This window comes from uncultured Aquimarina sp., from assembly GCF_947500065.1.
Classification (GTDB): Bacteria; Bacteroidota; Bacteroidia; order Flavobacteriales; family Flavobacteriaceae; genus Aquimarina.
In genome coordinates, this window is record NZ_CANMQT010000007.1 from 48,819 (window position 1) to 60,098 (window position 11,280).

Here is an 11,280-nt window from a genome sequence, read left to right on the forward strand (position 1 = left end):
AAGGGATATGTTACACGTGATTTTTGTTTTTAACATTTTAGCGTTTATTTTTAACGTTTAATCCATGTAATACCTTTGTATTAACTTTATTTTGCAATCAAATAATTTAGTTTATGTCTAAAAAAACCTTGGTTTTAGGAGCATCTTTAAAATCTAATCGATATTCTAATCTTGCGATAAATAGATTAGTTACTTATAAACAAGATGTGGTTGCTATTGGGCTTCGTGAAGGAGTCGTTTCTGGTATTACAATAGAAACTGATTCAGTTAATTTTGAGGATATTGATACGATTACTTTATACCTTAATCCAGCTAGACAAAAGCAATACTATGAATATATAGTTAATCTTAACCCTAAAAGAGTCATCTTTAATCCAGGAACCGAAAATCCCGAATTTTATGAAATATTAAGGCAAGCTGCTATAGAAGTTGAGGTGGCTTGCACCTTGGTATTACTTTCTACGAATCAGTACTAAACCTAGAAAGGTCAGTAAGCCGTTTAACGGAAGCAATTCATAACCGATTTTATAACCACCAAGTAATTCAGAAGGTATTTTCCATACTCCAATAATAATTAGAACGGAGATCAATGCTACAATCCAAGTATATTGATCCTTTATTTTGTAATTGGTGAAAATTCCGAAGGCAAATAAACCGAGTAATGGTCCATAGGTAAAAGTGGCAACAGTTAGTAAATTACTTATCACATTTTCAGTTAGTACATGTTTAAAAACTATAATAACAATGATTAATAAGATACTCATAGCGATATGAGTTTTTTTGCGAATACTTACCTGATCTTTTTTATCTTTTTTTTCGATTCCTAAAAAATCAATACAGAAAGATGTGGTTAGGGAAGTCAGAGCACTATCTGCACTACTATATGCCGCAGCAACTAATCCTAGAATAAATGCAACAGCCAATACAATACCTAACCCACCATTAATTGCTATTTCAGGAAATAGTAAATCAGTTTTTACATCACCATCTACAATTGGAGTGGCTATATTAAATTGATCTGCATATATAAATAATAAAGCACCTAACAAGAGAAAGATAAAGTTGACTACTATCAGAACCAAACTAAAAGAAACCATGTTTTTCTGTGCTTCTTTTAAATTACGACAAGTTAAGTTTTTTTGCATCATATCCTGATCTAATCCCGTCATACAGATTGCAATAAACATACCTCCTATAAATGATTTGAAGAAATGATTTTTTTCTAAAAAGCTGTCAAAGAAAAATATTTGATCATAATTTTTTAGCTTTTCAGAAGAGAGAAATTCCGAGAATGACCATCCTAATTGATCATTGATATAGTAGATTGCTGTTCCTACAGCGATTAACATAAATAAGGTTTGTAATGTATCAGTCCAAACAATTGTCTTGATCCCTCCTCTAAAAGTATATATCCATATAAGAAGTATAGAAAGTATAACTGTGATTTCGAAAGGTACTTTCCATTCATCAAAAATGTATTGTTGCAATACAATTGCAACAAGGTATAGTCTAAAAGAAGCCCCTAAAACTCTTGATATAAAGAAAAAGAAAGCTCCGGTTTTATAACTAACTACCCCAAATCTTTCTTCTAGATATTGATAAATAGAGGTAACATTTAATCTATAGTAGATTGGCATTAAAATATAAGCGATCACAAAATAGCCAACCAGGTAACCAAACACTACCTGCATATAGCTAAACTGGGCACCTTCAACCCATCCTGGGACAGATATAAATGTAACTCCACTTAGCGAAGCCCCGATCATACCAAAAGCAACCACATACCAGGGCGATTGTTTGTTAGCCTTAAAAAAGGCTTCGTTTCCTGAACTTTTTCCTGTGAAATATGAAATCAAAAGTAATACACCAAAGTAAGCGGCGATTAAAAGCAGAATATGTATGGGTTGCATTTAGAATCCGATTTAATAGACCTCCAAAATACGAATTAAAAGTTTCTAATCAATACATGTATTTTATATAGAATTTTAATACCACCACTTTTAGAAATAAAAGAAGTCCTTTCAGAAGAAAACAACCATAGTTTTTAAACAAAGTCGTAATTTAGAGAAGACCTAATTGCTTTTATGATAAAGTACAAAATCATTTTATGGGTGCTTATTTGTTATAGCTATGTTGTCATAGCTCAACAACCTGTAGCAATACATTTGTCCGAAAAAGATGGCTTACCTGATATTGAGTTTTATAATATAATAGAGGATAAAAAAGGTTTTGTTTGGTTAGCAGCTGATAAGGGCTTTTTTAGATATGATGGTAAGGGGTTCAAACAGTATACAAACCCACAAAAAAGAGGGCTCTCGGTATTCGAACCTTTTGAAGATGTATCTGGTCGTATTTGGTGTACAAATATTTCGGGTCAGTTTTTTTATGTACAAGGAGATAAATTGATACAATTTATAGATCTTAAAGATAAACTAAAAGGGCAATTGGCAGAGTTTATAGTTACGAAAACAAAGCTTATAATTACCAACGGGTTTTCTATGTATGAAGTAGACCTGAATACCAAAAAGGTTTCGCAAAAAATTAAGATGTCTTTGGGGCTTAGTAAAATTAGACAGATCAATAATCAATATTTAATTATCAGTAATGACAGTATTTGGGAGTTTAATAAGCAACTTAAGGAACAGGAAAAGAAATTCCTGAAAACGTATGACGGATTTGATGAAATAAAATTAGAGTCAAGAGGTAGATCACAAATGATAGTGTATGGAAACAAAAAGATCGTTCATGAAACTTCACTTAATAAAAATTACTTCTCTATTCTAGATCAAAAAAAAGGAATCATAAAAAAAGTAAATGGCTTTGCTGAAGTTGAAAATAAAAAGATAAATGCCATAAATGAGATAAAAGATGCTATATGGGTTTTAACAAATACTGGTGCTTATATATACAAAGATATTGGTGGAAATTTCAAATTAATAAATCATTTTTTTTCAAATGAAAATATAACTAAAGTAATAATAGACAAGGATAAAAATTATTGGCTTGCAACATTAACGAATGGTATATTTGTAATACCAAACATTGAAATTATTGATTATCAAATTCCTGAGAATATAAGTAATATAACCAAGCTTGATAAAGCAAGTACATCATCTTTATTTTTTGGTACAGTAGATGGAGTTGTTAGTGTGTTTGATTTTAATAATTCTAGTTTACGATCTATAAACCTAGGTGCTAAGATATCTAGTGTCTTGTATGATGCTACTAAAAAATACAGTTATGTAGCAACAGATAGGAATTCTTTTTTTATTAATAAAAAAACATTTGAATACGAAAAAAACATTTTTTTTGAGGGTGTAAAAAGTTTTTCTAAAATAGATAATGACTCATTACTTTACTGCACGTATAGGCGTGTTTCATACTTCTCAAAGAGTACTGATAAAAATAATATACTAACGGATGGAAAGAGAGCATATACTACATATTATGATACACAAAATAAGCTAGGGTATATTGGTTATGTAGATAATTTGATAGTTTTAAAAGACCAAAAACAACAAGAAATCACATATAACGACAAAGAGATTCTTGCTATTTCAATAACACAAACAATAGACAAAACAATTTGGGTAGGTACATTCAAAAATGGAGTATATGCGATCAAAGGAACAGAAGTAATAGCGAATTATAATACATCAAATGGTTTACTTTCTAATCAAATAGAATACATACAATCCGATAGTAATAATCTATGGATTGCTACCTCAAAAGGAGTTCAGGTTTTAAACTCAAATTCTCAGGAATTTAAGAATCTTACAAAAACGGATGGTATTCCTTCTTATAAAGTATCCGGCATAGAAGTGTTTGATGATCAAGTTTTTTTATCATCAAATAAAGGTTTGATAGGATTTGATAAAACAAAGGTTTTTAAAAAAGTATCCCCAGCAAACATATATATTGATGCTATCGAAATTAATGAAAATGAAGTTGAAATATTGGATAAGTATAATCTAGATTATAATCAGAATGCAATAAAAATTAGTTTTAATGTTAACGGTATATCATTTAGTCAAAAAGGTAATTATCAATATAGGTTAGTTGGATATAGAGATAATTGGGTAACTACCGATTCTGGAGAAAATACTATAAAATATAATAGCCTAGCAGCGGGGAAGTATACATTTCAAGTGCGTCCAATTATTGATGGTAATGTTAATAAAGATACTATAAGAGAAGTACGATTTTTTATACAAAAACCATTTTGGGAAACTTGGTGGTTCTATTTAGGAGTACTTTTAGTAACCATTTTTTCTATTTGGAAATATTTTATAATAAAAATCAAAAAGATAAAAGAACGTCAAGAAGTATTACTGGATAAAGAACGAATCAATCAGCAGTTAGTACTTTCTCAGTTAGAAAACTTACGTTCGCAAATGAATCCACATTTTATATTTAATGCATTAAATTCTATCCAAGAGTATATAGTGTTGAATGAGAAAAACTTAGCTAGTGCTTTTTTGGTTAAATTCTCTAGATTAATTCGAATGTATTTAGAACATAGTAGAGCAAACGAAATTTCATTAAAAGAAGAATTGAATGCATTAAAAATTTATCTCGAGTTAGAAAAAGATCGTTTTGAAGATATATTAGAATATGTTATTGATATAGATGATAACTTATCTCTAGAAACTATAAAAGTACCACCATTATTTATTCAACCTTATGTAGAGAATGCTTTAAAACACGGATTATTACACAAAAAAGATAATCGAAAACTTACAATAGCGTATAAATTAGATAGCAAAGGTAATAACTTACAATGTCTTATTATAGACAATGGAATCGGTCGAAAAGCATCAGAACAGATAAACTTGAAACATGGAGTTCGTCATGCTTCATTTGCAACAAACGCAAATCAGAAAAGAGTAGAATTATTGAATACAGCTCGAGAGCATAAGATAAAAGTTAATATTGTTGATTTATACGAAGAAGAAAAAGCAATGGGAACTAAGGTTATGATAAAGATTCCAGTAAATAAATAACTTATGAAAGCATTAATAATAGATGACGAAAATAAAGCAAGAAGATTATTGCAAGCTTTGATTGAAATCGAATGTAATGATATTACAGATATAGTACAGGCCCCAGATTTAGAGTCTGGTGTACAGATGATTAAAACAGAAAAACCGGATATTGTTTTCTTAGATATAGAAATGCCACAATATTCGGGACTTCAAATTTTAGATTTTTTTGAAGATGAAAAAGTTACTTTTCAAATTATTTTTACTACCGGATATAATCAATATGCAGTAGAAGCATTTAAACTTTCTGCAATAGATTATTTATTAAAACCCATTGATGTAGAAGAACTAAAAATTGCAGTAAATAAAGCTGTGATTTCAGCCAAAGAAAAGACAATCAATGACAAGTTTGAAGACCTAAAACAATCATTTAAACAGTTGTCATTGAATAAATTAGCTTTGGATATACCTAAAGGAATTATTTTTGTCTCTCATGATGATGTTTTGTATTTTGAAGCAGATGGGATGTATACAAAAGTATATCTTCAGGATAATAAAACTGAATTGATATGTAAGCCATTAAAACACTTTATACTTCAACTAGAATCCAAATCCATTTTTTATAAACCACATAGGTCATATTTAATTAATTTAAAACATATCAAAGAGCTTTCTAAAAAAGATGGATATCATTTGGTTATGGAGAATAATAAGACCATACCTATTGCTAAAGACAAGAAAGAAGAATTTATAAGAGTTGTTAAAGAAGTATTTTAACTTTTTTACTTTCAGAAAAAAAAATAGGACTTTCAGAAAAAAAGCAAGTTAATCATATAGTATAATAAGCATTTTTGTTTCATACGAACTTAAAAAGACAGAATATGAAAACAGGAATACTTTATGTAATGCTATTCATAAGCAGTGTAGTTTTTGCCCAAATCCCTACAAATAATTTAGTTGCTCAATACCAATTCACCAATGGTACTTTTATTGATGCTGCAAATGGAAATAATTTCACACAAACCGGAACAGCTTTGACAGCTGTAGATGATCGATTTTTGAATCCGAACAATGCTGTAAATTTAGCAGGAGATCATTTAACAAGAATAGACATAGATTACCCAAATGATATTTTTAATTTAGGAAATACAGCAACCATTAGTTTTTGGGTCAAAACGACTATCAATGATAGTGATGTGAAAACTATTTTTGAAGATACAAATGGTAGAAGTAACCAGGCAGACGATACCTGGGCAGGATATTATATCTACTTGAAAGATGGAAAGGTAGGTTTTTCATTACGTGTTAGGTATAGTAGCAATGGAAGTTATAGAGGAGGTGGAGTATTAGCCAATAAATTAATTAATGATGGAGATTGGCATCATGTGGCACTTACAATTTCTAACACACTTACCACATCATCATCAGGAGCGACCGATACAGCCAGAAATATTGGAGAAATTTATGTCGATGGTGTCAGTATGGGATCAGGAGGAGATATACGGAATGGTTCAGCAGGCAATCAATATCTTTCCGAATCTCATGATACAAATGTAAACATAACAATAGGAAATAATAGAACGAATGATTTACCTAACATAAACAGGTATCAGGATGCTATCGATGATATCAATATCTATACAAGAATATTATCCAATGCAGAAGTACTGCAAGTTGCGGAAGATAATAATTTTTGTTTACCTCCAAATTCAAATATAGTATCTACATCTTCTATTACCGTTAACTCTGCAAATGTAGATGTTTCAGTAGCTGGAACATTTGATATAGCATATCATAAAGCATCAGAACCTTTTTCTAATGCAACCATCATAACAAATGTAAGTGCGGCTTCATCTACTACTATTAATAACCTGGATTCTTTTACAGATTATAAACTGTACATAAGAGAGCAGTGTACTATAAACAGTTCATGGTCTATTCCTGTAGATTTTACAACATTAAGGATTATAGGAAAAGTATTTGTAGATGTAAATGCAACAGGCGAAAACAATGGATCTTCCTGGGTAAATGCTTTTACATCTTTATATGATGCTTTATCTGTAATTACAAGTAATGAGGAAGTTTGGGTTGCACAAGGAACCTATACACCAGATAATTCTGATAGAAGCAATTCTTTTTTAATTTCAAGATCAGGAACAAAGTTGTATGGTGGTTTTATAGGTACAGAAACTGATGTTTTTCAAAGAGATTTTAGGAACAATGAAACTATATTATCAGGAGATTTTATGGGTAATGATGATAGTGTATTATCTTTTTCAAATACAACTCGAGCTGAAAATGCTTACAATATTGTTGTGATTGAAAATGCAACAAACAACATTTCTATTGATGGATTTACAATTTCTAATGGGCATGCAAACGGAACAAACTCTGAAGAAAAGAGCGGTGCTGCCATATACAAAAGATCTAGTGCATTAGGTCTTACTGTAAGTAACTGTATTATTAAAAACAATGTAGCTTCTGATATTGCAGGAGGAATTTATAATAACATTAATAGACAATCATTTCAAAATAATACAGGTTTTGTAACTGTCGAAAACTCGGTTTTTACCAAAAATTTAGCTAGATGGGGGTCAAGTATTTATGGACAAACTGGTAGTAGTGGAACCAATGCAGTTTTTTCAATTTCTAATTCATTGTTTAATAGGAATATAGCAAAAGATAATGGTTCGTCTTTAGGGGTTGCTGGAAGCGCAGGGTGGTTTAGAGATCTTGCAGGGAATTCCTCAATAAGTGTTACATTAACAAATAATACATATGTTAACAACGAAGATCTAGGTACAGGTGCTTCTGTAAATAATTTAAATAGAGCTACGGTTGGTATTGGTAAAGCTACTGGAGCTACTATTGCTGTAAGCACTCTAGCGAATAATATTTTTTGGGGTAATAGAGGTGTAGGCGGAGTGACTAGCGTTATGGTACACGAAATTATTGATGATCCATCAACCATGACTGTAAGCAATTCTATAGATGAAAACAATTTTTCTGGACTTCCTGTGGGAGTAACTGCTACAAACTCATCAAGTAATGATCCTCTTTTTACGGATTTTGTAAATAATGATTTTACAGTACAAACGGGATCACCAGCAATAGATTCTGGTGATAATAGTTCCATAGTTGGTGCATTAGACCTATTAGGAAATCAAAGAGTTTTTAATACAACAGTTGATATGGGAGCTTATGAATTTGGCTCGTCAGCACCTGTTTATAGAACATTAACTATCAATTCGGCGAATGGGATTGTAACCACTAATCCCAACCCAACTAATGGAACCTATGATGATGGTATCTCGGTAACTCTTACAGCTACACCTGATGCAGGCTACCAGTTTGATGGATGGAGCGGAGATGCAAGTGGAATCACAAATCCACTAACGATTATTATGGATGCTGATAAAACGGTTACAGCTATATTTAGTCAGATTCACCGTACATTAACGATTAATACTACAGGAAGCGGTAGTGTAACTCCAGCAAGTGGTACAACCTATAATGATGGAGCAACGGCCACCTTAACAGCAACCCCAGTAGCGGGATGGCAATTTGATGGATGGAGCGGAGATGCAAGTGGAATCACAAATCCACTAACGATTATTATGGATGCTGATAAAACAGTAACAGCAACCTTTAGTGCTATTCAACGTAGTTTAACAATCAATGCTACAAATGGAGCTGTAAGTACGAATCCAAATCCAACAAAAGGGACTTATGATGAAGGAACATCAATAATTCTTACTGCAACACCAGATGCGGGTTATCAATTTGATGGATGGAGCGGAGATGCTACAGGAGTTATGAATCCATTAACGATTATTATGGATGCTGATAAAACAGTAACAGCAACCTTTAGTGCTATCCAACGTGCATTAACTATCAATGCTACAAATGGAGCTGTAAGTACGAATCCAAATCCAACAAATGGGGCTTATGATGAAGGAACATCAATAATTCTTACTGCAGCACCAGATGCGGGTTATCAATTTGATGGTTGGAGTGGAGATGCTACAGGAGTTATGAATCCATTAACGATTACGATGGATGCTGATAAAACAATAACAGCATTATTTAGTACAATTCAACGTACTTTGATTCTTAATACAACTAATGGATCAGTAAGTACGAATCCAAATCCAACAAATGGGACTTATGATGAAGGAACATCAATAATTCTTACTGCAACACCAGATGCAGGTTATCAATTTGATGGTTGGAGTGGAGATGCTACAGGAGTTATGAATCCATTAACGATTACGATGGATGCTGATAAAACGGTTACAGCTACATTTAGTCAGATTCAATATATGTTAGTGGTTAACACTACCGGAAATGGAAATGTTACCTTATCTCCGGCAGGAGGTACATATACCAATGGTGAGGTAGTTACGATAACTGCAACAGCTGATCAAAATTGGCAATTTGATGGATGGAGTGGTGATGCTTCAGGAAACACAAACCCATTACAAATTACTATTAACGGTAATACAAATATAACAGCTACTTTTAGTGATCTCACTTTAGGAATAAATGATCAGGAATTTCCTGTAGCTTTTATGGTGTATCCAAACCCAGTAAGTAATAATTTACATATCAAAACCGATGAGGTGATCACTTCTATTCGATTGTATTCGATATTAGGAAACGAAATTAAAGTATTAGAAACTAATAGTACCCAAATAGATGTTTCGTCTCTTAGCAAAGGAGTTTATTTCTTAATTATCGAAACAAACAAAGGTAAAGGAGCTCAGCGATTCATAAAAAGATAATATAAAATCTAGAACATAAATATAAGGCCTTAAAGAAAGTTCTCTTTAAGGCTTTATATTCTAATTTTTTTAAATGAATAAAATAATTCAGAAATATCGTTTAGAAATAACATTAATGATTTTCTATTCAATAATAGTATGTTTGATTTATGGATTGTTCTAAAAGATAAGCTATCGATTTCTCTTATCGCTCTCAATCATACCATCTCGTAATCTGATTACTCTATGTGCATGTTCTGCAACTTCTTCTTCATGAGTAACCACAATCACTGTATTTCCTGCAGCGTGTATATCATCGAGTAACTGCATAATCTCCAGAGAAGTCTTAGAATCCAGATTTCCGGTTGGTTCATCTGCTAATATAATAGAAGGTTTATTGACCAAGGCGCGACCTACTGCCACACGTTGTCTTTGTCCACCAGAAAGCTGATTAGGTTTATGATCCATACGATCCGCAAGACCTACATCGGTTAACACTTGTTCAGCTCTTGCATTTCTGTCTTTTTTAGAAATCCCGGCATACACCATAGGTAATGCAACATTATCCAAAGCTGTAGTTCTTGGCAATAAGTTAAATGTTTGAAAAACGAATCCAATTTCTTTATTCCTAATATCAGCCAATTCGTCATCAGTCATTTTACTTACATCATTTCCGTTTAGATTATAGGTGCCATCTGTTGGTGTGTCTAAACATCCTAAAAGATTCATTAAAGTGGATTTACCGGATCCAGATGGCCCCATAATAGCTAGGTACTCACCTCGTTTTATTTCCAGATCAATACTTTTAAGTACATAAACTGTTTCCTGACCTAATTGAAAATTTCTAATGATACCTTTAATATCGATAACGTTTTCCATGTGATGTGTTATATTACAGCTGTAAGATACAATTTTAGCTTATATGACGCATGATCAATGAAGTTGTTACACTCTAATTATAAAATGTTCTTTTTCTTGCTCTTTTCTAAAAAAAACAAACCCAAAATCAAATGTATTAATGGTTACTTTAGTTTTAGGGTGATTCTGTATTTGCTCCCAAAAAGACTGACTTTCTTTAGACTTATTTATAGAGTTTAGAAGCAGCAATGAATCGTTATGAACCTTAGAGAATATGGTGTCTAAAAAATCAGAATTATTTTTAATTTTCTTAATATCTAAATAGATAAAATCAAATGAATCCTGATCTTCTATAGCATAGGATACAGAAACAGCATTGTTAATCGAAACAACTTGTGATATGAAACCCGAAGCATTTTCAGGGATTAATATGGTTCTGTATTTGAGATAAGGTACCAATCGATTAAGAAGCTTGGCATTCTTCAAACTAATTTCAGGAGTGTTTTTTTTATAAATAGGGATAATCGATGCGTAAGATGCTCGTTTTTTTCTATTGTAAAAACATTTTGTAATCAAGTTATATACAAAAGGAGAATGTACACCATGTTGATTGGTGGATTTCCATAAAAAATGTAGATATGATTTAATTTGAAATAACATCAGACTGATACATAGAT

Annotated in this window: 7 protein-coding genes; 4 read left to right on the forward strand and 3 right to left on the reverse strand. The window is 31.7% G+C overall.

All coding sequences use genetic code 11. The annotated features are described in order from the left end of the window. The first annotated feature begins 113 nt into the window (after window positions 1-113). A complete protein-coding gene (locus tag Q0975_RS19245; RefSeq protein WP_299439664.1) occupies window positions 114-476 on the forward strand; it encodes a CoA-binding protein in 363 nt (120 codons plus the stop codon). On the opposite strand, the gene Q0975_RS19250 is transcribed toward Q0975_RS19245, so the two are convergent. Continuing rightward, window positions 453-1,910 carry a sodium:solute symporter gene (locus Q0975_RS19250; protein ID WP_299439665.1) on the reverse strand — a complete coding sequence of 486 codons (1,458 nt, stop codon included), beginning with the start codon at window positions 1,908-1,910 and terminating at the stop codon, window positions 453-455. The genes Q0975_RS19245 and Q0975_RS19250 overlap by 24 nt on opposite strands. 174 nt (window positions 1,911-2,084) lie before the next feature. On the opposite strand from Q0975_RS19250, the gene Q0975_RS19255 reads away from it, so the two are divergent. The 3 genes from Q0975_RS19255 to Q0975_RS19265 all read left to right on the forward strand — a co-directional run bounded on the left by Q0975_RS19255 (window position 2,085) and on the right by Q0975_RS19265 (window position 9,766). After that, window positions 2,085-5,003, forward strand: coding sequence for a sensor histidine kinase (locus tag Q0975_RS19255; RefSeq protein ID WP_299439666.1), 2,919 nt, complete (start codon window positions 2,085-2,087; stop codon window positions 5,001-5,003). 3 nt (window positions 5,004-5,006) lie between these two features. Further along, window positions 5,007-5,759: a LytTR family DNA-binding domain-containing protein gene (locus tag Q0975_RS19260; protein ID WP_299439667.1), complete on the forward strand. Its 753-nt coding sequence runs from the start codon at window positions 5,007-5,009 to the stop codon at window positions 5,757-5,759. A gap of 104 nt (window positions 5,760-5,863) precedes the next feature. Then, window positions 5,864-9,766: an InlB B-repeat-containing protein gene (locus tag Q0975_RS19265; RefSeq protein ID WP_299439668.1), complete on the forward strand. Its 3,903-nt coding sequence runs from the start codon at window positions 5,864-5,866 to the stop codon at window positions 9,764-9,766. A 171-nt stretch (window positions 9,767-9,937) separates the two neighbouring features. On the opposite strand, the gene Q0975_RS19270 is transcribed toward Q0975_RS19265, so the two are convergent. Together Q0975_RS19270 and Q0975_RS19275 are read right to left on the reverse strand one after the other, a co-directional pair. Further along, on the reverse strand, window positions 9,938-10,624 hold the full coding sequence (locus Q0975_RS19270; protein WP_299439669.1) for an ABC transporter ATP-binding protein: 687 nt from the start codon (window positions 10,622-10,624) through the stop codon (window positions 9,938-9,940). A 66-nt stretch (window positions 10,625-10,690) separates the two neighbouring features. Continuing rightward, window positions 10,691-11,263, reverse strand: a complete 573-nt coding sequence (locus tag Q0975_RS19275; protein WP_299439670.1) for a hypothetical protein — start codon at window positions 11,261-11,263, stop codon at window positions 10,691-10,693. Between the last annotated feature and the right edge of the window lie 17 nt (window positions 11,264-11,280).

What these genes read in the sequence shown, in the direction of transcription:
- Q0975_RS19245 (WP_299439664.1), top strand. Translation starts at nt 114, where the DNA reads ATGTCTAAAAAAACCTTGGTTTTAGGAGCATCTTTAAAATCTAATCGA.
- Q0975_RS19250 (WP_299439665.1), bottom strand. Translation starts at nt 1,910, where the DNA reads ATGCAACCCATACATATTCTGCTTTTAATCGCCGCTTACTTTGGTGTA.
- Q0975_RS19255 (WP_299439666.1), top strand. Translation starts at nt 2,085, where the DNA reads ATGATAAAGTACAAAATCATTTTATGGGTGCTTATTTGTTATAGCTAT.
- Q0975_RS19260 (WP_299439667.1), top strand. Translation starts at nt 5,007, where the DNA reads ATGAAAGCATTAATAATAGATGACGAAAATAAAGCAAGAAGATTATTG.
- Q0975_RS19265 (WP_299439668.1), top strand. Translation starts at nt 5,864, where the DNA reads ATGAAAACAGGAATACTTTATGTAATGCTATTCATAAGCAGTGTAGTT.
- Q0975_RS19270 (WP_299439669.1), bottom strand. Translation starts at nt 10,624, where the DNA reads ATGGAAAACGTTATCGATATTAAAGGTATCATTAGAAATTTTCAATTA.
- Q0975_RS19275 (WP_299439670.1), bottom strand. Translation starts at nt 11,263, where the DNA reads ATGTTATTTCAAATTAAATCATATCTACATTTTTTATGGAAATCCACC.